This is a genomic window from Chenggangzhangella methanolivorans (genome assembly GCF_042648545.1).
Classification (GTDB): Bacteria; Pseudomonadota; Alphaproteobacteria; order Rhizobiales; family Methylopilaceae; genus Methylopila; species Methylopila methanolivorans.
The window spans coordinates 772,560-792,981 of record NZ_JBHRXS010000003.1 but is presented as its reverse complement, the minus strand read 5'-3'; the positions used below and the strand labels follow the sequence as shown (position 1 = coordinate 792,981).

23 protein-coding genes, 2 tRNA genes and 1 pseudogene are annotated in these 20,422 nt (G+C 69.2%); 9 read left to right on the top strand and 17 right to left on the bottom strand.

Annotated features, from left to right (window positions below; translation table 11 throughout):
• Positions 1-15: 15 nt before the first annotated feature.
• From ACFOWB_RS04075 to ykgO, 3 genes are all read right to left on the bottom strand, one after another.
• Complete coding sequence (locus ACFOWB_RS04075) at positions 16-969, bottom strand: alpha/beta fold hydrolase (protein ID WP_378145812.1); 954 nt, start codon at positions 967-969, stop codon at positions 16-18.
• The gene (locus ACFOWB_RS04070) at positions 966-1,628 is read right to left on the bottom strand and encodes a tetratricopeptide repeat protein (RefSeq protein ID WP_378145810.1); all 663 of its coding nucleotides are present in this window, start codon (positions 1,626-1,628) and stop codon (positions 966-968) included. The genes ACFOWB_RS04075 and ACFOWB_RS04070 overlap by 4 nt, the downstream gene beginning before the upstream one ends.
• A 78-nt stretch (positions 1,629-1,706) precedes the next feature.
• Positions 1,707-1,832, bottom strand: coding sequence for a type B 50S ribosomal protein L36 (gene ykgO, locus ACFOWB_RS04065; RefSeq protein WP_020186918.1), 126 nt, complete (start codon positions 1,830-1,832; stop codon positions 1,707-1,709).
• A gap of 290 nt (positions 1,833-2,122) precedes the next feature.
• On the opposite strand from ykgO, the gene ACFOWB_RS04060 reads away from it, so the two are divergent.
• Both ACFOWB_RS04060 and ACFOWB_RS04055 read left to right on the top strand, forming a co-directional pair.
• On the top strand, positions 2,123-2,581 hold the full coding sequence (locus ACFOWB_RS04060; protein WP_261401214.1) for an Hsp20 family protein: 459 nt from the start codon (positions 2,123-2,125) through the stop codon (positions 2,579-2,581).
• Between the two features lie 3 nt (positions 2,582-2,584).
• Entirely contained in the window at positions 2,585-2,854 is a 270-nt protein-coding gene (locus tag ACFOWB_RS04055) for a BQ00720 family protein (RefSeq protein WP_261401215.1), read from the top strand.
• 75 nt (positions 2,855-2,929) lie between these two features.
• Here ACFOWB_RS04055 and ptsN read toward each other — a convergent pair whose 3' ends face one another.
• From ptsN to ACFOWB_RS04020, 7 genes are all read right to left on the bottom strand, one after another.
• The gene (gene ptsN, locus ACFOWB_RS04050) at positions 2,930-3,394 is read right to left on the bottom strand and encodes a PTS IIA-like nitrogen regulatory protein PtsN (protein ID WP_261401216.1); all 465 of its coding nucleotides are present in this window, start codon (positions 3,392-3,394) and stop codon (positions 2,930-2,932) included.
• Between the two features lie 86 nt (positions 3,395-3,480).
• On the bottom strand, positions 3,481-4,062 hold the full coding sequence (hpf, locus tag ACFOWB_RS04045; RefSeq protein ID WP_378145806.1) for a ribosome hibernation-promoting factor, HPF/YfiA family: 582 nt from the start codon (positions 4,060-4,062) through the stop codon (positions 3,481-3,483).
• A gap of 148 nt (positions 4,063-4,210) precedes the next feature.
• Entirely contained in the window at positions 4,211-5,719 is a 1,509-nt protein-coding gene (rpoN, locus tag ACFOWB_RS04040; protein WP_261401218.1) for an RNA polymerase factor sigma-54, read from the bottom strand.
• Positions 5,720-5,833: 114 nt separating this feature from the next.
• The gene (gene lptB, locus ACFOWB_RS04035; protein WP_378145803.1) at positions 5,834-6,685 is read right to left on the bottom strand and encodes an LPS export ABC transporter ATP-binding protein; all 852 of its coding nucleotides are present in this window, start codon (positions 6,683-6,685) and stop codon (positions 5,834-5,836) included.
• A 28-nt stretch (positions 6,686-6,713) separates the two neighbouring features.
• The gene (locus tag ACFOWB_RS04030) at positions 6,714-7,301 is read right to left on the bottom strand and encodes an LptA/OstA family protein (RefSeq protein ID WP_261401220.1); all 588 of its coding nucleotides are present in this window, start codon (positions 7,299-7,301) and stop codon (positions 6,714-6,716) included.
• 64 nt (positions 7,302-7,365) lie between these two features.
• Positions 7,366-7,980 (bottom strand): ribonuclease D, encoded by a 615-nt coding sequence (locus ACFOWB_RS04025; protein WP_261401221.1) that lies wholly within the window; start codon positions 7,978-7,980, stop codon positions 7,366-7,368.
• Positions 7,981-8,093: 113 nt separating this feature from the next.
• A tRNA-Leu gene (locus ACFOWB_RS04020) sits at positions 8,094-8,178 on the bottom strand.
• Positions 8,179-8,308: 130 nt separating this feature from the next.
• Here ACFOWB_RS04020 and ACFOWB_RS04015 point away from each other — a divergent pair.
• The 4 genes from ACFOWB_RS04015 (at position 8,309) to ACFOWB_RS04000 (ending at position 12,078) form a co-directional block, all read left to right on the top strand.
• Positions 8,309-9,304 (top strand): complex I NDUFA9 subunit family protein, encoded by a 996-nt coding sequence (locus ACFOWB_RS04015; RefSeq protein ID WP_378145800.1) that lies wholly within the window; start codon positions 8,309-8,311, stop codon positions 9,302-9,304.
• A 19-nt stretch (positions 9,305-9,323) separates the two neighbouring features.
• Positions 9,324-10,454 carry a tRNA epoxyqueuosine(34) reductase QueG gene (queG, locus tag ACFOWB_RS04010; protein WP_378145798.1) on the top strand — a complete coding sequence of 377 codons (1,131 nt, stop codon included), beginning with the start codon at positions 9,324-9,326 and terminating at the stop codon, positions 10,452-10,454.
• Positions 10,451-11,344: an SDR family oxidoreductase gene (locus ACFOWB_RS04005; RefSeq protein ID WP_261401222.1), complete on the top strand. Its 894-nt coding sequence runs from the start codon at positions 10,451-10,453 to the stop codon at positions 11,342-11,344. Before queG ends, ACFOWB_RS04005 begins: the two co-directional genes overlap by 4 nt.
• A 191-nt stretch (positions 11,345-11,535) precedes the next feature.
• On the top strand, positions 11,536-12,078 hold the full coding sequence (locus ACFOWB_RS04000; RefSeq protein WP_261401223.1) for a DUF3617 domain-containing protein: 543 nt from the start codon (positions 11,536-11,538) through the stop codon (positions 12,076-12,078).
• A gap of 105 nt (positions 12,079-12,183) precedes the next feature.
• Here ACFOWB_RS04000 and ACFOWB_RS03995 read toward each other — a convergent pair whose 3' ends face one another.
• The 5 genes from ACFOWB_RS03995 to ACFOWB_RS03975 all read right to left on the bottom strand — a co-directional run bounded on the left by ACFOWB_RS03995 (position 12,184) and on the right by ACFOWB_RS03975 (position 17,547).
• Complete coding sequence (locus ACFOWB_RS03995) at positions 12,184-12,441, bottom strand: hypothetical protein (protein WP_261401224.1); 258 nt, start codon at positions 12,439-12,441, stop codon at positions 12,184-12,186.
• A 522-nt stretch (positions 12,442-12,963) separates the two neighbouring features.
• Positions 12,964-13,932 (bottom strand): esterase-like activity of phytase family protein, encoded by a 969-nt coding sequence (locus ACFOWB_RS03990; protein WP_378145795.1) that lies wholly within the window; start codon positions 13,930-13,932, stop codon positions 12,964-12,966.
• Positions 13,929-15,824, bottom strand: coding sequence for a cobaltochelatase subunit CobT (cobT, locus tag ACFOWB_RS03985; RefSeq protein ID WP_378145792.1), 1,896 nt, complete (start codon positions 15,822-15,824; stop codon positions 13,929-13,931). Before cobT ends, ACFOWB_RS03990 begins: the two co-directional genes overlap by 4 nt.
• 12 nt (positions 15,825-15,836) lie before the next feature.
• Positions 15,837-16,832, bottom strand: a complete 996-nt coding sequence (gene cobS / locus ACFOWB_RS03980; RefSeq protein ID WP_261401227.1) for a cobaltochelatase subunit CobS — start codon at positions 16,830-16,832, stop codon at positions 15,837-15,839.
• A gap of 79 nt (positions 16,833-16,911) precedes the next feature.
• Positions 16,912-17,547 (bottom strand): J domain-containing protein, encoded by a 636-nt coding sequence (locus tag ACFOWB_RS03975; RefSeq protein ID WP_261401228.1) that lies wholly within the window; start codon positions 17,545-17,547, stop codon positions 16,912-16,914.
• Between the two features lie 134 nt (positions 17,548-17,681).
• Here ACFOWB_RS03975 and ACFOWB_RS03970 point away from each other — a divergent pair, with 134 nt between their 5' ends.
• From ACFOWB_RS03970 to ACFOWB_RS03960, 3 genes are all read left to right on the top strand, one after another.
• The gene (locus tag ACFOWB_RS03970) at positions 17,682-17,960 is read left to right on the top strand and encodes a BolA family protein (RefSeq protein WP_261401229.1); all 279 of its coding nucleotides are present in this window, start codon (positions 17,682-17,684) and stop codon (positions 17,958-17,960) included.
• 94 nt (positions 17,961-18,054) lie between these two features.
• Positions 18,055-18,130, top strand: a tRNA-Thr gene (locus ACFOWB_RS03965).
• Between the two features lie 95 nt (positions 18,131-18,225).
• Entirely contained in the window at positions 18,226-18,705 is a 480-nt protein-coding gene (locus ACFOWB_RS03960) for a tellurite resistance TerB family protein (RefSeq protein WP_261401230.1), read from the top strand.
• Between the two features lie 435 nt (positions 18,706-19,140).
• Here ACFOWB_RS03960 and ACFOWB_RS03955 read toward each other — a convergent pair whose 3' ends face one another.
• On the bottom strand, positions 19,141-19,815 hold the full coding sequence (locus tag ACFOWB_RS03955; RefSeq protein WP_261405747.1) for a YggS family pyridoxal phosphate-dependent enzyme: 675 nt from the start codon (positions 19,813-19,815) through the stop codon (positions 19,141-19,143).
• Positions 19,816-19,869: 54 nt separating this feature from the next.
• Positions 19,870-20,223: pseudogene (locus ACFOWB_RS03950) on the bottom strand (PIN domain-containing protein); the annotation flags it as partial.
• Positions 20,224-20,422: the final 199 nt, after the last annotated feature.

Sequence of the window (20,422 nt, the reverse complement as noted above, 5' to 3'; positions counted from 1 at the left end):
TGGGGAGGGCGCCGTTCAGCGCGCCTTCCGGGCCACCGCCTCGATCTCGACGACGACGCGGGCGGTCGCGGTCCAGTGCGGCATGTGGCCGGCGTCCTTCAGAACCACGAGCCGCGAGCCGCGGACCTGGTGGTGCAGGGCCCGCGAGTGGAGCTCCGGCGAGACGATGTCGTCCTTGTCGGCCGTGACGATCGTGGTCGGAACCCGGATCTCGCCGTAGCGCGGGGCCTGGCGCTTCAAGTACGCCTTCAGGTCGACGAGATCCTCGGCGTTCGCCTTGAACTCGGCCGGGCGCAGCAGGAGCATCGCGTCGGTCCGCTCGATGTAGCGGGGCGGCGGGGTCTTGGGGCGGAACGTCGAGGCGACGCCCTCGGCGAACTTGCCGCGGCCGACCGGCCCGACGAGCGTCGCGTTGAACAGGTCGCCGATCAGCGGCGTCGCCACGATCTCGTTGTACCAGGCGGCGCCGCCCGGATAGGGGTGGGTCGCGCCGGACAGCGTCACGAGGCCCGCCACGCGGGTCGGATGATCGAGCGCGAGATTTGTGGCGAGCGCGCCGGACCAGGAATGGCCGACCGCCACCACGCGCGCCACGCCGAGACGGTCGAGCGCCTCGACGATCGCGTCGGCCTGAAGCGCGGGCGAGGCCATGGCGCGGCCGCCCAGCCTGTCGCTGCCGCCATGGCCGGGGCGGTCGACGAGAATCACCCGATGGCGGCGGGCGAGCCGCCGGCCGATCGAAAGCTCCATGTCGCGCAGGTTTCCGCTCGCGCCGTGAAGCAGAAGAATCGGCGGTCCGCTCCCCTGCGGCCCGAGCGTCACCACGTGGAGCCGGCCGCCGCGGACCTCGACATAGGCGCCGCCGGTCCGCGTGGGCGCAGCCGCGGGCTTCTGCGCGGCGGAGGCCAGCGCCGCGACGCCGAGCACCAGTCCCGCCACGGCGAAGGCGCCGAGGGCCAGGCGGATCAAATGGGCTGGCCTTCGACCTTCAGCGCGAGCTCGTCGACCTGCTTCTTGAGGTTCTCGACCGCCGGGTAGATCTCCAGCGCCTTGCGGTAGGCCGCGAGCGCCTTTGCGTCGAAGCCGGCGTCTGACAGGATGCGGCCGAGCCCGATCCAGGCGCCGAAATGGCGCGGTTCGCGGATCAGCACCTCGTGGATGTCGGCCATCGCCTCGTCGTAGTCCTTGGCGACGTAGCGCAGCGTCGCGCGCCGGTTCCAGCCCTCGACGAAATCGGGCCTCAGGCTCACGACCTCGTCCATCAGCTTGATCGCGACGTCGAGCTTCTGGGCGCGCTGGGCTTCGCCCGCGCGTGACGTCAGAAGGTCGACCGTGTCGCTGCCCGAGCGCAGCCACAGCGCCTGCACGGCGGCGGCGATGCGTTTGGCCGACGTTGCGTCCTCGGTCTTGGCGAGGCGGCCAAGGAGATCGTCGGCGGCCTTGCGGCGGGTGTCCGGATCCTCGAGCGACTTCGCCGGTGCGGAGGGGCCGGTCACGTCGGCGGACGGCGGCGCAGGCGGCGTCTGCGCCGCGGCGGCGGAGGCCATGAGAAGCGCGAGGGCGGCGGAGACGGCGCGGATCATGGACGCGAGCTTAGCGCCGCGGTCGCCGAGATCAAATGCGCGCATGACAAAACCGCCGGAGCGGGGAGCGCCGGCGGCGACGTCAGGTCAGGCTTGCAGAACGTGGGCCGGGGCCCGCGCGGCTCAGCCCTGGCGGGCCTTGTAGCGCTTCTGCGTCTTGTTGATGATGTAGACGCGGCCCTTGCGGCGCACGATGCGGTTGTCGCGGTGACGGTTGCGCAGCGACTTCAGCGAGTTGCGGATCTTCATCGGTCTTCGTCCCGGAAACGTCGCCGCGCATCGCGCGCGGCCCGCGTTCCGCCTGTTCGAAATGTCGTGAACGAGCCCGGCTGTCGGCTGGCCCGCCGGTTCGGTGCGCCTTCTAGTCAAAGCTTGCCCATTTGGCAAGGCGCAAGCGCTCAACTGCCATGCGCCGTGTCGCTTGAAGGACGCGTGGGCGCAGACCATCTTAAGCCTCGGCCGGAGAGTCCGGCCTCCCAAGCGGAGCGCTTTGTTTACGAGGCTCCGTCAAAGTCGCTTCAAGGCGAGGACTTTGAACGATGTCGCGTCTGACAAGTTTGCAGAGCCCGTTCCTGCTGGGCTTCGACGGCCTCGAGCGTGCGCTCGACCGCGTGGCCAAGAGCGCCGACGGCTATCCCCCCTACAACATCGAGCGGCTCGCGCCGGTCGACGGGGAGCCCGAACGCCTCAGGATCACGCTCGCGGTCGCGGGGTTCGCCCCCGACCAGATCGAGGTCACGCTCGAAAAGAACGAGCTCGTCATCCGCGGCCGGCCGCAGGCCGAGCAATCCGACGACCGGATCTTCCTCCATCGCGGCATCGCGGCGCGCCAGTTCACGCGCGCCTTCGTGCTCGCGGAGGGCATGGAGGTTCTCGGCGCGGATCTTGCGATGGGCCTGCTGGTCGTCGATCTCGTCCGGCCGGAACCGAAGTCGTCGGTTCGGCGTATCGCAATAAAGGCGCGGGACGACAGCCGCCGTCTGGCGGAGAAGGAGTAAGTCATGGTGCGCGAAAATCTGGAAGGTGCGACGCGGCGGATCCTCAGCGCCGCCGAGTTCGCGGCGATCGGCGACGGTCACATCGCTTATGTGAAGCCGATCCTGTCGGATGAGCTCAACGCCCTGTTTCCGCAGGCGCCGGAGCTTGAGCCCGGGCTAGAGCTCTACGCGCTGCTCGGCGCCGACGGCTCCCCGATCGTGGTGGCGGACACCCGCGAGGCCCTGATCGAGAGCGCGCGCGAGCACGAACTCGTCACCGTCAGCGTCCACTGAAGGACACGTCCCGGGCCGCGTCCTGCACGCGGCTTGGGTGCCTGAACCTGGGCGCCGAAATTTGAGGCGTCGGCGTCAGGCCGCGGTCGACGCGGCCTGTTGCGCGAGCACCGCGTAGAGCGCGCTCGCATCTCTCGAGGTCCGCAGCTTCTGCGCCGTCAGGGGATCGCGCAGTACGCGCGCGACGCGCGCGAGCGCCTTGAGGTGGTCCGCGCCCGCCGTTTCCGGCGCGAGCAGCAGGAACACGAGATCCACCGGCTCGCCGTCGAGCGCGTCGAAATCGATCGGCCGGTCGAGCCGCGCGAACAATCCGAACAGGTGGTCGAACTTCGGCATCTTGCCGTGCGGGATCGCGATCCCCGAGCCCACGCCCGTGGAGCCGAGCCGCTCACGCTGCAGCAGCGTGTCGAACACGTCGCGCTCGGCGAGGCCCGTGAGCTCGGCGGCGCGGGCCGCGAGCTCCTGGATCGCCTGCTTCTTCGAATTGACCTTGAGCGCCGGCAGAATGGCGTTCGGAGCCACCAGATCGCTGAGAGGCATCAGTCTTTCAGACCTTCGTGAGCGCGCGCCGAGGGGCGAACGGCCGTTGGTACGAAGTCAGGGCCCGAAGGCCCTGCGTTTCGTTCTCAGTGGCCGTTCTGGCCGCTCTGCGAGGGCGGGTCTATCCAGCCGACATTTCCGTCCGAACGCCTGTACACGATGTTCACGCGGCCGTGGCTCGCGTGGCGGAACACCACCACGGGAGCCCCGGTCAGGTCGAGCTCCATCACCGCGAAACCCACAGTCATCGTGCGCAGCGGCTTGGTCGACTCCGCCACGATCGCCGGGCTCCAGCCGCCCGGCTCCTCGACCTCGTCGTCGCCGGGCGTCTCGATGACCGAATAGGCCAGCGGGTCGCCGTCGCCTTCGCCGTGATGATGGTCGCGAAGCTTGTTCTTGTAACGCTTGAGACGGGTCTCGATGCGCACGGCCGCCTGATCGAAGCTGGCGTAGGCGTCGCCCGCCGCGCCCGCCGCCTGAAGCACGATGCCGCTGTCGAGATGGATCGAGCATTCGGTGCGGAAGCCCGCGCCGTCCTTCGACACGGTGACATGTCCGGAAAAGCCGCCGCCGAAATATTTGGCCATGGCGTCCGAGATCCGGTCGTCGACCTGTCCGCGAAGCGCTTCGCCGATGTCGAGGTTCTTGCCGGATACGCGCAAGCCCATGAAGTCCGCTCCGCAGTTGGTTTCGGAAAGACCGGCCGCGCGACGGATCGGGGGGCGCGGTTCCTCGAAGGGATTGAGGTGAGTGGTAGGGTCGCGCGTATCCGAAGTCAACGGAACGGGGTCGGGCGGGCGGTCCCGCCCCCGCCCCTCAGGCCGGCCGATGGGCCGATTGCTTCTCCCGCCGGCGCTGCACCGAGGAGGGGATTCGCAGGCCCTCGCGGTATTTGGCGACGGTGCGGCGGGCGATCTCGACGCCGCTGTCGTGGAGGCGCTTCACGATGGTGTCGTCGGACAGGATGTCGTCGGGGCTCTCGGCGTCGATCATCGCGCGGATGCGGTGGCGCACGGCCTCCGCCGAGTGGGCGTCGCCGCCGTCGGCCGATGCGATCGCGGCCGTGAAAAAGTATTTGAGCTCGAACACGCCGCGGGGCGTCGCGACGTATTTGTTGGCGGTCACGCGCGAGACCGTCGATTCGTGCATGCCGATCGCGTCGGCGATCATCCGCAGGTTCAGCGGCTTCAGATGCGCCACGCCATAGGCGAGGAACCCGTCCTGCTGGCGCACGATTTCGGTGGCGACCTTCAGGATCGTGCGCGCCCGCTGCTCGAGGCTGCGGGTCAGCCAGTTGGCGGTCTGGAGGCACTCGGTGAGGAAGGTCTTCTCGGTGTCGCTCTTCGCCGAGCGCGCGACCTTGGCGTAGTAGGTCTGGTTCACGAGCACGCGCGGCAGGCTGTCGGCGACGAGCTCGACGATCCAGGAGCCGTCGGGCGCGGCGCGCACCGTCACGTCCGGCGCGACCGCCTGCACCACCTCGGAGCCGAAGGCGTGGCCGGGCTTGGGATCGAGGCGGCGGATCTCGTCGAGCATGTCGGCGAGATCCTCGGCGTCGACGCCGCAGAGCTTGCGAAGGCTCGCAAGATCCCGCCGCGCGACGAGTTCGAGATTGTCGACCAGCGCCTGCATCGCGGGATCGAAGCGATTCAGCTCGCGCAGCTGGATCGCGAGGCATTCGGACAGAGACCGGGCGCCGATCCCGGTCGGCTCGAAGGTCTGGATCACGCCGAGAACCCGCTCGACGCGGTCGAGCGGGGCGCCGAGGCGCTCCGCGATGTCGTCCAGCGGCTCGCGCAGATAGCCGGCGGCGTCGATCAGGTCGACGAGGTGCTGGCCGATCGCCCGGTCGGTCGGGTCGCCGACCGCGAGCATGAGCTGGCGCTCGAGATGGTCGCCGAGCGTCGGCCGCTCCGCCACATAGGCTTCGAGGTCCGCGCCTTCGCCCGCAGACGCGCTTCCCGCGCCCATGCCCGACCAGTCGCCGGGTTCGGGCCGTTCGGCCGCGGGCGCGCGCTCGGCCGCCTGCGGGGCGTCGTCGGGAAATACGTTTCCGAAATCGGTGCCGAGCCGCGACTCGATCTCCGCGCGGGAGCCCGGCGCAGGGTCTTCCCAGGCGGCGGGCTCAGGGGCCTCCTCGCCGCGCACGGGAGCCTCAGGGGCCTGCTCGTGGCGTTCGAGCAGCGGGTTCTGCTCGAGCTCCTTGTCGACATAGGCGGCGAGGTCGAGGCTCGACAGCTGCAGCAGCTTGATGGCCTGCATCAGCTGCGGCGTCATCACCAGCGACTGCGACTGGCGAAGGACGAGCTTCGGGGTCAGGGCCATCGTGCGCAGGCCATGGGCGGCGAGAACTCCGGCGAACGCGGCGGACCCGCGACCGCCGGGGGGCGGGCGGGGACCATTGGGCCGATTCTTGCATAAGAAACGGTCCGGCGTCTGTTAAAGCCGGAATTCCTCGCCGAGGTAAAGCCGCCTGACGTCGGGATGGGACACGACGTCGTCGGGTTCGCCCTCCATCAGCACGCCGCCGGCGTGGATGATGTAGGCCCGGTCGATGAGGCCGAGCGTCTCGCGCACGTTGTGGTCGGTGATCAGAACGCCGATGCCGCGGTCGGTCAGATGCCGAACGAGCGACTGGATGTCGCCGACCGCGATCGGGTCGATGCCCGCGAAGGGCTCGTCCAGAAGCATGAACGCCGGACGGCTTGCGAGCGCCCGCGCGATCTCGCAGCGCCGCCGCTCGCCGCCCGAGAGCGCGATGGCGGGCGACTTGCGAAGCCGCGCGATGCCGAACTCCTCGAGCAGCGCCTCGAGGTCGTGGGCTCGCTTCTTGCGGTCGGGCTCGACCACCTCCAGCACCGCCTTGATGTTGTCCTCGACGGTGAGGCCCCGGAAAATCGAGGCTTCCTGCGGCAGGTAGCCGACGCCCAGCCGCGCGCGCTTGTGCATCGGCAGGCGCGTCACGTCCTCGCCCGCAAGCTCGATGCGGCCGCGATCGGCCGGGACGAGGCCGGTGATCATGTAGAACACGGTGGTCTTGCCGGCGCCGTTCGGCCCGAGCAGGCCGACGGCCTCGCCGCGCTTGACCGACAGGCTGACGTCCTCGACCACCTGCCGTGCGCCGTAGCTCTTGGCGAGGTTGCGCGCCACCAGCGCGCCGTCGTCGCGCGCATGCGAGAGGGCGAAGTCGGCGTGCTCGTGGTGATGGTGGTCGCGGCCGTTCGCCGAGCCGCCGCCTTCCGGCGCGCGGACCGCGCCGGCGAAGCCGATCGGAATGCCCCTCACGATCATGATCTCCTCGAAGGCCCGAAAGGCCCCGTCACTGGCGCGGCTTGAACACGCCCTGCACGCGGCCGGAGCCGCCGCCGCCCTCGAGGCGCGAGACCTGCGTGGTCAGGTCGACCCGAAGCCGTTCGCCGCGGATGACGTTGTCGTCCTGGCTGACCACGACGCCGCCCGAAAGCTCGACCTTGTTCGACTCGACGTCGAAGGTGCCGCGCGCGCCGGTGGCCCGCTGGTTGCGCTGGGTGACGACGACGTCGCCCTCGGCCTCCATGCGGCGGATGTCGCGGCCGGCTTCGGGCGCGGCCTTGGCTCCGGCGGTCTCGCCCTGCTGCGGACCCTTCTGGGCCGTCTTCGGACCTTCGCCCTTCTTGTAATAGAAGATGGTGAGCTTGCGCGCCTTCACGATCGAGGCGCCCTGGGTGAGCACGACGCTGCCGGTGAACACGGCCGCCTGCTCCTGGTCCTTCACCTCGAGATTGTCGGACTCGACGTTGACGGGCTCGTTGGACTTCGCGGAGAAGCCCGAAAACGCGCTCGTCACCGAACCGCTCTGCGGCGGCTGCTGGGCGAGGGCGGGGCCGGCGACGAGCAGCGCGGCGAAAGCGGCAAGCGTCAGTCTCATCGGCGCCCTCCCAGGCGTCCCAACGTCTTGGTTTCGCGAAAGCACGGCGTCGTGGGACCCGCCGTCAGCTGTGGGCGAAGATATCATCGTGCTCCCAGCCCGCGAGGTCGAGGGCGGAGCGCACCGGCACGAAGGCGAAGCAGGCGTCCGCGAAGGCCGAGCGGCCCTCGCGCGCCAGCAGCGCGTCAAACTTGTCCCTCAGGGCGTGCAGATACAAGACGTCGCTGGCCGCATAAGCGAGTTGCGCGTCGCTCAATTGGTCCGAGCCCCAGTCGGAGGACTGCTGCTGCTTCGAGATCTCGACGCCGAGAAGCTCGCGGCAGATGTCCTTGAGCCCGTGACGGTCGGTGTAGGTGCGGGTGAGGCGCGAGGCGATCTTGGTGCAGTAGACCGGCTCGGTCATGACGCCGAAGGCCTTGTAGAGCGCGGCGACGTCGAAGCGCGCGAAGTGGAACAGCTTCTGGACCGATCGGTCGCGCAGCACTTTTTCGAGATTGGGGGCGCGGCCCTGGCCGGGCGCGATCTGGACGAGGTCGGCCGAACCGTCTCCGGTCGAGATCTGCACGAGGCAGAGACGATCGCGATTCGGGTTGAGGCCGAGCGTCTCGGTGTCGATCGCGACCGCGGCGCCGGGCTCGTAGCCGTCGGGAAGGTCGCCGCGATGGAGGCGGATCGTCATGGGGTCTCGTGACAGTGGATGGGCCAGCGGCCAGGCGCGCGCTGTCGGCGCGTTCTGCCGCTTCCCCCACTAGCGCGCGGACCCCGTTCCGTCCGACCGGACTTCGGGAAAGATGGTGCCCAGGAGAGGACTCGAACCTCCACGGTGTTACCCACACGGACCTGAACCGTGCGCGTCTACCAGTTCCGCCACCTGGGCCTGAGGCGGGTCATAAAGCAGCGCTTGGGCGGCCGTCAATGGCGTGTCGTCGTCTTGGCTCGCTTTACCTGTCGCGGCCGGTGGCTTACCTCTCCGTTTCGCGACCGCGAAAGGCAGGAGAAACCACGCCATGGCTACCGACAGCCCCCGCCCGGTGGGCGACAAGCTGGTGACCGTGTTTGGCGGCTCCGGCTTCATCGGACGCCACGTCGTGCGCGCATTGGCGCGCGACGGCTGGCGGGTGCGCGTCGCCGTGCGCCGGCCCGATCTCGCCGGCCATCTCCAGCCGCTCGGCGGCGTCGGACAGATCGTCGCGACCCAGGCCAATCTGCGCTTCCCCGCATCGGTGGCGCAGGCGGCCAAGGGGTCCGACGTCGTCGTCAACCTCGTCGGCATTCTCGCGGAGAGCGGCAAGCAGCGCTTCGAGGCCGTGCAGGCGGAAGGCCCGCGAATCGTCGCCGAGGCCGCCAAGGCCGCCGGCGCGACCCGCTTCGTCCAGATGTCGGCGATCGGCGCGGACCGGCAGAGCAAGGCGCTCTACGGCAAGACCAAGGCTGCGGGCGAGGAGGCGGCGCAGGCCGTCTATCCCGACGCGACGATCCTGCGCCCCTCGATCGTGTTCGGCCCCGAGGACCAGTTCTTCAACAAGTTCGCGGCGATGGCGCGCATGTCGCCGGCGCTGCCGCTGATCGGCGGCGGCAAGACGCGGTTCCAGCCGGTCTTCGTCGGCGACGTCGCCCGCGCGGTCGCGCTCGCGGTCTCCGGAAAGACCAAGGGCGGCGTCTACGAGCTCGGCGGCCCCGACGTCATGACCTTCCGCCAGATCCTCGAATATGTGCTCGACGAGACCAATCGGGACCGCCTGCTGGTCAACCTGCCGTTCGGACTCGCCAAGGCTCAGGCCAAGATTCTGCAGCTGCTTCCGAACGCGCCGCTCACCGTCGACCAGGTGGCGATGCTCGAGACCGACAACGTCGTCTCCGAGGACGCGCGCGACGCCGGCCGCACGCTCGCCGGCCTCGGGATCGAGCCGGCCTCTGCGTCGGCGATCGTGCCGAGCTATCTCTGGCGCTTCCGTCGCACCGGCCAGTTCGGCAAGGCGCGCGTCGCCGAGAAGGTCGGCTAGGAGCCGACCCAAGCCTGCGATGGACGCCGCCGCGCTCAAGGCCGAGATCGCCCGCCGGGCGAAGGCGCTCGGCTTCGACGCGGTCGCGGTGACGACGCCGGACGCGATCCCGCAGGCCGCCGGGCGGCTCGCGCAGGCGCTCGACGACGGCCACCACGGAACGATGGCGTGGCTCGCCGAGCGCGCTGCTTGGCGCGGCGATCCCGCGGCGCTCTGGCCCGAGGCCCGCTCGGTCGTGATGCTCGCGCTCAACTACGGGCCCGATGACGACCCCCGAAAAATCCTCGAACGGCCCGAGCGTGCGGCGATCTCGGTCTATGCGCAGGGCGACGACTATCACGAGGTCATCAAGGGCCGGCTGAAGCAGGTGGCGGGCGCCTTCGCCTCGATCGGCGCGCCCGCAAAGGTGTTCGTCGACACTGCGCCCGTGATGGAGAAGCCGCTGGCCGCCGCCGCCGGGCTCGGCTGGCAGGGCAAGCACACCAATCTCGTCTCGCGCGAGTTCGGGTCGTGGCTGTTCCTCGGCGCGATATTCACGACCGCGGAGCTGCCGCCCGACGCCGCCGCGCAGGACCTCTGCGGCTCCTGCCGGGCCTGCCTCGACGCCTGCCCGACCAACGCCTTCCCGGCTCCGTACCGGCTCGACGCGCGGCGCTGCGTCTCCTACCTCACGATCGAGCTCGCGGACCCGATTCCCGAGGAGTTCCGCGCGGCGATCGGCAACCGGATCTATGGCTGCGACGATTGCCTGGCGGCCTGCCCCTGGAACAAGTTCGCAAGCGCCGCCCATGAGATGCGGCTCTCCGCCCGCGACGCGCTCAAGGCCCCGGAGCTTGCGGAACTCGCCAAGCTCGACGACGCGGCGTTCCGAAAACTGTTCTCGAAGTCGGCGGTGAAGCGCATCGGCCGCGACCGATTCATCCGCAATGTCGCGATCGCGCTCGGCAACGCAGGAACGGCGGAGGCCGCCGAAGCCGCCGAGGCGCTCGTCGACGACGCTTCGCCGCTGGTGCGCGGGGCCGCGGTCTGGGCGCTGTCGCGGCTTGCGCCTGCGACGCTTGCGCGCCTTGCCGAGACGAGGCTGCCGCACGAGACCGACGAGGCGGCGCGGCGCGAGTGGAGCCGCGGCTTGAGCCTCGAGGCGGCATGACGGAAGCGAACGCACGGCGCCTGGTGATCTTCGGCTGCGGATATTCGGCGCGGCGCTTCGTCGGGCTGTTCGGCTCCCGCTTCGCGACGATCGACGCCACGAGCCGCTCCGCCGACGGCGCGGCGGCGCTCGTCGCCGACGGGCTCATGGCGCATGTGTTCGACGGGACGCAGACGTCTCCGGCGCTCGCCGCCGCGATCGCGACGGCGACCCATGTGCTGGTCTCGGCCGCGCCCGGAGAGGCCGGCGACCCGACGCTGCGCGGCGCAGGTTCAGCGCTGGAGGCGGCCGAGACTCTCGAATGGATCGGCTATCTCTCGACCATCGGCGTCTATGGCGACGCGGGCGGCGGATGGGTCTCGGAGGACACGCCCCCCGCGCCCGAGAACGAGCGCGGACTGCGCCGCGTCGAGGCCGAGTCCGACTGGCTGGCCTTCGGCCGGCGCAAGGGCGTTTCGGCGCAGATCTTCCGACTCGCCGGCATCTACGGCCCGGGCCGCAGCGCGGTCGAGAACCTGCGCGCCGGAACCGCGCGGAGGCTCGTGAAGCCCGGGCAGGTGTTCAACCGCATCCATGTCGACGACATCGCGGCCGCGGTCGCGGCGGGAATGGAGCGGCCGGACGTCGGCCCGGTGATCAACGTGACCGACGACGAGCCGGCGGCCCCGCAGGACGTGGTGGCTTACGCCGCCGAGTCGATGGGGCTGCCCACGCCCCCCGACATCCCGTTCGAGACCGCCGAGCTCTCGCCGATGGCGCGCAGCTTCTACTCGTCGAACAAGCGGGTCGCGAACACGAGGCTGCGACGGGAGCTCGACGTCGCGCTCGGCTACCCGACCTATCGCGAGGGGATCGCGGCGCTCGTCCGTGGATCCGTCGAGGAAGGCTGAGCGCGATAGCCCACACGACCAGCGCTCCGTTCAAGCGGACGAAGAAACCGGCGGACGGCGAAGCGGGCGTGCGCGAGAAGATCGCCGAGATCGTCCGAAGGGCGACCGCCTAAGAGACCGATAAGGTCTTGCGGGCGCCGTCCTCACGTGATCTTGAGGGCGCAAACAGAAGACCTTCAAGGAAAACGCCCATGTTCCGCACGGTCCTGATCGCCGCCCTCGCTGCGGCCGCGACGCCCGCCTTTTCGGCCGGCTTCGACCTGCCGCCGCGCAAGCCCGGCCAGTGGGAGATGTCGATCCAGGTCGACACCGCCGCGATGCCCCCGCAGGTCATCCGCATGTGCCTCGACGCCGACACCGACAAGATGCTGAACAACAAGTTCGGCGGCATGGCGAGCCAGATGTGCTCGCGCCAGGAGCAGAAGAAAGACGGCGACGCGATCATCCTGGAGAGCGACTGCCGGGTCGGCGACATGACGACCACGTCGCGCACCATCGTCACCGGCGACTTCAACAGCGCCTACACGATGAAGTCCGACGTCCAGATGGGCGGATCGAACGCCACCCGCGGCGTTCAGGCGGCCGCGCCGAAGGGCGTCACGAGCCAGCAGACCACGATCAGCGCGAAATACGCCGGCGAGTGCGTTGGAGACATGAAGCCCGGCGACATCGACCTTGGCGGCGGTCGCATCATGAACGTGCGCGACATGCCCGATCCGCAGCCGATGCAGTGAGGGCGGGGCGGCCGACGCCTCTCCTGCCTGCCCCGCTTGCAGCCGACGTCGACCTCAAGCGCATGCGTCGCTCCCGGATGGGAGCGGGGGGAGGCGCGCGCGCCCTCAGTGCATCGTGGATGTTTTTCGTTTGAGCCGGTCGGCGCGCACGGCTTCGCATTCGAGCGCCAGCAACTCGCGCAGGCCTTCAAGCTGAAAGAGCCGGAATTCGGCGATCCGATCCAGCTCCACCCACATGTCTTGGGGAACCGGATGTTGTCCGGAAGTCCATCGTTGGATCGAGCGCGACGAGTATCGGGTGTCGTGCGCCATGTTGGATGAGAACGACACCCCGTAGAGCGCTTGCCCGATCGCGATCAGCAAATCCTTTTCCGACACTCTGGCCCCCGGTCAAATTTTGCACAAAAGTATTTTGCGCGAGTTTTACGCTTGGCTTTCTGCAAGCGCGTTTGGAGCCGCCGCGACGTTGCGCGGATCGGCGGTTCAGTGGTGCGATAGCGAGATGTGGGCCGAACACGCCCAAGGCGAAATCCCGGCCGGGCCCGACGCGTTATGCAGGCCGGACGCCGTCGCGAAGTCGTTCGACCTCATGGTCGAGCCTACAAGGCCGGCTGACGCCTCTTGCAGAATCCGATGAGAAAAACTTCGAGGGCGCGGCCGCGTTTGGCGGTTGGCCGACGCCGTGCGTTTCACCAGTCATGAGTCCCCGCATGGTCGCTGAAAACGAGGCGCGAATTGTAACATCAAAACAACGCGTGAGCGCGCGGATAGTTCCGGATATGTGACAATTTGGATGAAATTGATGAAGGCAGTTCTTGCATATGGCACTGCGACTTCATCCGATCGGCGATCAACTGGACGAAATTCGCCCGACCTTCAGACGCGTCAGTCAGGCAGCGCGAACTGCAGCAGCAGGGTCTTCTGCAGCGGCGAGAAATTGTCGTCGGAGACAAGCGTCAACACGGTCCGCCCGTCCGGCGAGCGGTGAACGCCGAGCGCCTCGAAATTGTCGATGCGCTGAACGAGGCTCGCCTCCATGAGCACGGGGCCGTCGAGCGTCGCGCCGGGTTCGATGTCCTTGGCGGACAGCCGCCGCAGCCGGATCGAGAGCGAGAACGGCGGCTTGTAGCGCCGCTCGAGCAGCACGAGGTCGCCGCCCGGCAGGCGGACGAGGTCGGTGGGCGAGAAGTCGAGCGAGCGCACGACCGAGAATTCGAACGGCTTCTTGCCGCCGACCACGAAGCCGCGGTTGTCGCCGTCGTCGTCGAGAAACTTCTCTCCGATCAGCGCGATCTCGCCGGAAGCCAGCCGCGCCATCGCCTCGTAGCCGGAGTTCGACGGCGCCTTGGCGGAGGCCGGCGGCAGCGCCACCGCCTTTCCGGCCCCTTCCGGCCGCCCGTCCGGGCCGAGCTCGTAGCGCGTCAGCCAGTGGACGCGCTCGGCCGTGACCCAGGCGGTCCTACCTTCGATCTCGAGCGCCTCGGTGTCGAAGCCGCGCCTGTCCGGCAAGGGTTTGCCGTCGCGCCCCGGCGTCGGAGCGATCTCGACGTTCGAGACGCCGGTCGGCCGCGAGCCCTCATAGTCAATCGCGCCCGTGAACCAGTTGCCGCGGTCGCTGATCGCCGTGAAACGGGAGCCGTCGGCCGAGAGCCTCAGGCCCGACAACCCGCCGAAGTCGGGATCGGAGGATTTCAGTTGCACGCCGCCGAGATAGACCAGCGAGCCGAAAGCGCCGCCGACCTTGGTGCGGAAATCGAATTCGGGGATCGGCGTCGCCGTCACCTCGACGGCGCTCTGGGCCTGGGCCGCGCCGCCGATCGCGAGGATGAGGGCGGCGACGGCCAGCAGCCTCAATGGAGCCGCCGCCTGTCCGTCTGCCGCGGCGCGGGCGCGGCCTCGTCGAAGAGCTCGGCGAGCTTCTCGGTCATAACGCCGCCGAGCTCCTCGGCGTCCACGATGGTGACGGCGCGCTTGTAATAGCGCGTGACGTCGTGGCCGATGCCGATCGCGATCAGCTCGACCGGAGACCGGTTCTCGATCTCATGGATCATCCGGCGCAGGTGCTTTTCGAGGAAGTTGCCGGGATTGACCGAGAGCGTGGAGTCGTCGACCGGCGCGCCGTCGGAGATCACCATCAGGATCTTGCGCTGTTCGGGCCGGCCGAGCAGGCGCTTGTGCGCCCATTCGAGCGCCTCGCCGTCGATGTTCTCCTTCAGCAGCCCCTCTCGCATCATCAGGCCGAGGTTCTTGCGCGTGCGCCGCCAGGGCGCGTCGGCCGCCTTGTAGATGATGTGGCGCAGGTCGTTGAGGCGTCCCGGAGCCATCGGCTTGCCGCTCGCAAGCCATTGCTCGCGCGACTGTCCGCCCTTCCAGGCCCGGGTGGTGAAGCCGAGGATCTCGACCTTCACGCCGCAGCGCTCGAGCGTGCGCGCCAGAATGTCGGCGCAGGTCGCAGCCACCGTGATCGGGCGCCCGCGCATCGAACCGGAATTGTCGAGCAGCAGGGTGACGACCGTGTCGCGGAAGTCGGTGTCGCGCTCGCGCATGAAGGAGAGCGCGCTCATCGGATCGGTGATGACGCGCGAGAGGCGCGAGGGGTCGAGCACGCCTTCTTCGAGATCGAAGTCCCAGGCGCGGCTCTGCTGGGCGAGCAGGCGCCGCTGCAGCCGGTTGGCGAGGCGCCCGACCACGCCCTGAAGCGCGGAGAGCTGCTTGTCGAGATAGGTGCGCAGCCGCGCGAGCTCTTCGGGATCGCAGAGATCCTCGGCGAGCGCCTCCTCGTCGAATTTCGTGGTGAAGGCCGAATATTCGAGCTTCTCGCGATCCTTGCGCGGATCGTCCTTCGGCCGCCACGGCTCGGTCGCCTCGTCGGCCTCGCCGAGCTCGTCGTCGTCGGGCGAGTCGGTCGGGGGCGCGTCGGCCGCCTCCATCTGCTCGGCGTCGTCGTCTTGCTCGGCGGAGGCTTCCGTCTCGGCCTCGTCCGCGCCGTCGGCGGCGTCCTGCGGGGCGTCGGCGGCCTCGCCGTCCTGGGGAGGCGGCTCCTCGCCGTCGGCGTCGCCCTCCTGCTCGCCCTGCTCGCGCTCGGAGGCGAGCTCCTCGCCCATGTCGAGCGAGGACAGCATGTCGCGGATCGCGCGGGCGTAGGCGTTCTGGTCCTCGAGCAGCTTGTCGAGGCGCGAGAGATCGACGCCGGCCTTCTCCTCGATGACGGGGCGCCAGAGCTCCACGATCTTGCGCGCGGCCTCCGGCGGTTTGCGGCCGGTTAGCCGCTCGCGGACCATCAGCGCGACGGCGTCCTGCAGCGGCGCGTCGGCGCGGTCGGTGATCTCGGCGTAAGGCCCGCGCAGATAGCGGTCCTCGAGCATCGCGGTCAGATTGTCGGCCGCGCCTTCCATCCGCCGCGAGCCGATCGCCTCGACGCGCGCCTGCTCGACGGCGTCGAACACCGCGCGGGCCTCTGCGCCCTGCGGCGCGAGCTTGGCGTGGGTCGTCTGGTCGTGGCAGGCCAGGCGCAGCGCCATGCTGTCGGCGTAGCCGCGCAGCACCGCGACGTCCTGCCCCTCGAGCCGCCGCGGCGGCTCCGGCAGGCGCGCCTTGTTGCCCATGAGCGCCGGACGCTCGGAGGCGAACGTCACCTCGACTTCAGGATCGCCCGCGATGGCGCGCAGGCACGCGCCGATCGACCGCTTGAGCGGTTCGGACGGGGCCGCGAGCTTTTCGCCGGGCTTTCGGTTGGAGATGCTCACCGGGGTCGGGCGTCAGCTCATCACGACGTTGACCGCGCTTTCCGGCAGCTCCTTGCCGAAGCAGCGCTGGTAGAACTCGGCCACGAGGCCGCGCTCGAGTTCGTCGCACTTGTTGAGGAAGGTGAGGCGGAACGCGAAGCCGAGGTCGCCGAAGATGTCGGCGTTCTCGGCCCAGGTGATCACCGTGCGCGGGCTCATCACCGTCGACAGGTCGCCGTTGATGAAGGCCTGGCGCGTGAGGTCGGCGAGCCGCACCATCTTGGACACCGTGTCGCGGCCGTTCGGCTGGTCGCGATGGTGCGGCGACTTCGCAAGCACGATGTCGACTTCCTTGTCGTGCGCCAGATAGTTCAGCGTCGTGACGATCGACCAGCGGTCCATCTGGCCCTGATTGATCTGCTGGGTGCCGTGATAGAGGCCCGAGGTGTCGCCGAGGCCGACCGTGTTGGCGGTGGCGAACAGGCGGAACGCCGGATGCGGGCGGATGACCTTGCGCTGGTCGAGCAGCGTGAGCTTGCCGGACTGCTCCAGCACGCGCTGGATCACGAACATCACGTCGGGGCGGCCGGCGTCGTATTCGTCGAACACCAGCGCGACGTTGTTCTGCAGCGCCCAGGGCAGGATGCCGTCGCGGAATTCGGTGACCTGCTGGCCGTCCTTCAAAACGATCGCGTCCTTGCCGATCAGGTCGATGCGGCTGACATGGCTGTCGAGATTGACGCGGATGCAGGGCCAGTTGAGGCGCGCGGCCACCTGCTCGATGTGGGTCGACTTGCCGGTGCCGTGATAGCCGGTGACCATCACGCGGCGATTGCGCGAGAAGCCGGCGAGGATCGCGAGCGTGGTGTCGTGGTCGAACAGGTAGTCGGGATCGAGGTCCGGGACCGCGCCGCGGGCCTCGCCGAAGGCCGGAATCTCGAGATCGCTGTCGATCCCGAAGACCTGGCGGGCCGACACCTTCATGTCGGGGAGCGCCGCTTCGGCGGAGGGAGCGTCGAGCAGAGTCATTGGACCTCCGAAGCCGGGCGAAAGGGCCCGCGCGGCGGGGCCCGGCGGCGCGCAGTCGAAGCGCGCGGTTGTGCGTCAGTCAGCAAAGGCCGGCGGATCGCAGATAGTTATAGGCTTGGATGATCTCGCGCAATTTCTCCTCCGTGCTCCGGTCGCCGCCATTGGCGTCCGGGTGGAGGCGCTTCACGAGCTCCTTGTAGCGCGCCTTGATCTCGTCCGGGCTCGCGCCGGCGGAGAGGTTCATGGCCTCGAGCGACTTCAGCTCGACCTTCTTCAGCTCGCGCTTGGGTTCGGGACGGCTGCGCGGGCCGCCCTCCTCGTCGAACATGTGGAAGGCGTCGTCGAATTCGAACCCGCTCGCCCAGCCGCGGTTGCGTCCGCGCGAGCGGTCGGCGCGGTTGCGCGTCTCCGCCGACGCGCCGCCCCGGCCCATCTGCCATGTGGGGCGATGGCCGACATGGGCCTCGCGCTCATAGGCCCTGAGGTCGTCGTCCGACATCCCCTGGAAGAAATTGTAGGACTGGTTGTAGGCGCGCACATGCTCGAGGCAGAACCGCCAGTACTCGTTCTCGCGGCCGCGGCCCTTCGGCGCGCGGTGGGGCCCGGCCGCACGGCAGCCGGGATGGTCGCACTGCGCGACCTCGGGCTCCGCGCGCTTCTCTTCGGAAGGACGCGAAACCCGGATCCGGTCGAACCATGGGCTATCGAGCTTCATCACGACGCTCATTATGGCCGCGCCTGGCATGCCGAACAAGGATTCGGGCGGCCCGAACGGGCTTGCGCAGGCCGGTCTTGACGTCGCGCCCGGGCGTCGTCATGTCCGCGACGCCCCGACAGCCGGAGATCCCGATGAGCGTCCGCGCCCGCATCGAAGCGACCCTGACCGAAGCGCTGAAGCCCGAGCGGCTCGAAGTGATGGACGAGAGCCATCTCCACGCCGGCCACGCCGGCGCGCGCCCCGAGGGCGAGACGCATTTCCGCGTCCGCATCGTTTCGGGCGCGTTTTCGGGAATGAGCCGCGTCGACCGCCACCGGCAGGTCAACGCGCTGCTGGCGGCCGAGCTCCAGGGCCCGGTCCATGCGCTCGCGATCGACGCGCGCGCTCCGGAGGAGCCGGGACGGCCTTGAGCGGGCGGCGGCCGCAAAATTCGCGGCGAGAGATCTTCCGATCCGTCTCCTCTTCTTGCGTCCGGGCGGCGGTTTCGCTACAGCGTGCGCCGGCGCCGCAATAGCTCAGCTGGTAGAGCACGTCATTCGTAATGACGGGGTCGGGGGTTCGAGTCCCTCTTGCGGCACCAGATTCCTCTTCAGCTGCGACAACTTAGGCCTGGGGCTCGCGCAACCAAGCGCCTCCGCGCGCGTTTAGGAGGCCGGCCCTCCGGAACCGCCAGCCATGCTCGATCAGCTTCGCCGTCTCCTCTCCGACCTCACCGGCGCGTCCGAGCACGACGAGTTCGCGCTCGACGATCACCGGGTCGCGGCCGCGGCGCTTCTCGTCAACCTCGTCTCCGCCGACGGCGTCGCGAGCGAGAGCGAGAAAATCGCCCTGCACGACGTCCTGAAGGCGCGCTTCGCGCTCGACGAACACGAGACCGCCGAGCTCATCGAGGCCGGCCGTCGCCGCGAGGCCGACGCCGTCGACCTCTATGGCTTCACGAGCGTGCTGAAGCGCTCGCTCGACGCGCAAGGGCGCGCGGGCGTGGTCGAGATGATGTGGGAGATCGTGTTCGCGGACGGCGCCGCCCACGAGCTCGAGGACAACATCGTCTGGCGCGCCGCCGACCTTCTCGGGGTCTCGGACCGCGAGCGCGTGGAGCTCAAGCGCCGCATCGCCGCCCGCGCCAAGCCCCTCGGAGCCGCGGAGCCCGCCTGAACGACGGGTGATCCGTATCGGGACGGCTGTCTCTCGCAAGCTGCGAGGGTTTTCGCAAAATGCGACGCCGTTTGCGAGAGCGCCGCGTCGACGCCACAATATATGGGCGCTCGACCCAGTCAGGGCGCTATATCTCGTATGGTTTCGGCGCCATTAGGGTTGGCAAGCCGTTTGCGATGATCCCGTCAGCCGGATCTGGTTTATGCGTACCGGCATCCGTTCGGCCGGGAGGGGGGCGTTTCCGACCCCGGCGACCCCCCTTCCGGATCGAACCTTTCGGGCCCGGTCCGGCCTGTCTCTCCGAGCAATGACTGCCGCCGCCCCGCCTCTCCCGCCCGACGGGAGAGCGGGGACGGACGCGCGTCGCGATCGTCCCGGACTTGGATCCTGCGGCGCTCCCGGGTCCCGGCTCGAGGCGGGGACCTGGGCGGCCCGTCACTCCGGCTTCGGTCGCGTTCCGAAAATCGCGGAGCCGACGCGCACATGGGTCGCGCCGAACGCGATCGCTTCGGCGTAATCGGCGCTCATGCCCATCGACAGCCCCTCGAGTCCGTTGCGCCGCGCAAGCTTCTGCAGCAGCGCGAAATAGGGCGCGGGCGGCTCGTCGAAGGGCGGGATGCACATGAGTCCGGCCACCTCCATGCCGAGCTCGTCGCGGGCGAGGGCGACGAGCGCGTCCGTCTCGGCAGGCGCGCAGCCGGCCTTCTGCTCCTCCTCGCCGACATTCACCTGCACGAACACCGCCGGCCGGCGGTGCTGCCGCTCCATCTCGGCGTGAAGCGCGCGGGCGATCTTCGGCCGGTCGACGGTGTGGATCACGTCGAACAGCGCGACAGCGTCGGCGGCCTTGTTGGACTGGAGCGGGCCGATGAGATGAAGCTCGACGCCGGGATGAAGCGCGCGCAGCGCCGGCCACTTGCCCTGCGCCTCCTGCACCCGGTTCTCGCCGAAGACGCGGTGGCCGGCCGCAAGCGCCGGCTCGACGTCGACCGCGTCGAACGTTTTCGACACCGCGACGAGCGTCGTCGCGCCTTCGGGGCGGCCTGCGGCGCGCTCGGCGCGGCGGATCTGGTGGAGCGCGGCGGAGAGGTTTTCGGAGACGTCGGTCACAAGGGGCCTTTCAGGCCGAAGCGATGTCGGTGCGGGCGAAGCGTCGCTCTTGTAGAGCAAGAGCGCGTGCTTGGCGCGGGCGCAGGCGTAGGCGAAGCAGTCGCCCATGTTCAACTGCGCGGGATGGCCCGCGATCTTGCCGAAGCGGGCGGCCGCCTCGATGGCGGCGGCGCCGTCGACCGAGGTTTCTTCCGCCCCGATCCTGTCGAGAAAATCGCGGACGATCGCGTGCGCTTCGGCGATGGTCGCGGCGTCGGCGCGCCGGCCCAAAGGCGTTTTCTTGCGGACGAGGCCGAACGTGGCTTCGAACACGCTCACGGCTGAAAAGTACAGGGGCCGCGCCGCGACCTCAATCCGGTCGACGAGCTCGTCGCCGTCCGGCTCGTGAGACAAGATCGCGACGATCACGGACGCGCCTCCCGCTCATGAATATCCATATAATCTCGACTGCATATCCCCGCCAGCCGTGCCCGCCGGGCAACGGCGCGCCTCGGACGTCCGGGCGGCCCCGCATTCTGTTGACCGCCCGCTTCGTTTCGCGCCAAGGTCCGCGCGCCTTCGGGCGGGCGTTCGCGTCCCACCTCCACGACAAGACTGGCGTAAAAAG